The 1,005-nt window shown below is 53.2% G+C and carries 1 protein-coding gene; it reads left to right on the top strand.

Going from position 1 to position 1,005, the window contains the following annotated elements; genetic code table 11:
• A partial coding sequence (locus HMPREF3022_RS03680) for an AAA family ATPase (RefSeq protein ID WP_141756491.1) occupies positions 1-1,005 on the top strand: 1,005 nt, incomplete at both ends.

Raw genomic sequence — 1,005 nt, forward strand, 5'->3', positions numbered from 1 at the left:
GATTGCGCAAAGTTTAAGGGCCGCTAAAGCCGGCCTGAAAACCAACGATTCCCCGTTGGGCGTATTCCTGTTGAGTGGCCCATCCGGTGTCGGCAAAACAGAAACCGCCCTGGCATTGGCAGACGCACTCTTTGGCGGCGAAAAATCACTGATTACCATCAACCTGTCCGAATACCGCGAAGCACACACCGTTTCCCAACTTAAAGGCTCGCCTCCGGGTTATGTCGGCTACGGCGAAGGCGGCGTATTGACCGAAGCCGTACGTCAAAAACCATACAGCGTCGTATTGCTGGACGAAGTCGAAAAAGCCCATAAAGACATCCTCAACCTCTTCTACCAAGTCTTCGACAAAGGCATGATGCGTGACGGCGAAGGCCGGGAAATCGACTTTAAAAACACCGTTATCCTGATGACTTCGAACTTGGGCGCAAACGAATTGACCCAGTTGCTGAAGCCGCAAGAGCCAGAAGAGGCAGAAGAAGCCGCAGCAGAAAAAAACCAAGAAGCAAACGGACAAGAACAGATCGCCGATACCGAAGTAGAACTTTCTGCACAAATGCCGGAAACCCCGTCTGAGTACACTGAGATTTCAGACGGCCCTGCCGAAGCCGAAGAAGCACCCGAATACAGCTTGGAAGAACTGGCGGAAGCCATCCGTCCGATACTGACAGACCACTTCCAGGCCGCATTGTTGGCGCGTATGCAGGTCGTTCCTTACCGTCCGTTGGAAAAAGAAGCATTGGCCCAAATCGTCAGATTGAAGTTGGATAAAATAGCAAACCGGCTGTATGAAGCCCATCAAACACGTCTCAGCTACAGTGAAGACTTTGCAGCGCTGCTGGCCGATTCCTGTACGACCGGCGACAGCGGTGCGCGCAACATCGACCACCTGCTGAACCGTCAGGTGATGCCGGCGATAGCCCAAAGCTTTTTACAATGGCAGCAGACGGCGGGTCATATGCCGGAGCGTGCGAGCTTGGAGGTTGGAGAAGAAGGTATAGACGT

The organism is Neisseria sp. HMSC065C04 (genome assembly GCF_001815375.1).
GTDB lineage: Bacteria > Pseudomonadota > Gammaproteobacteria > Burkholderiales > Neisseriaceae > Neisseria > Neisseria flavescens_D.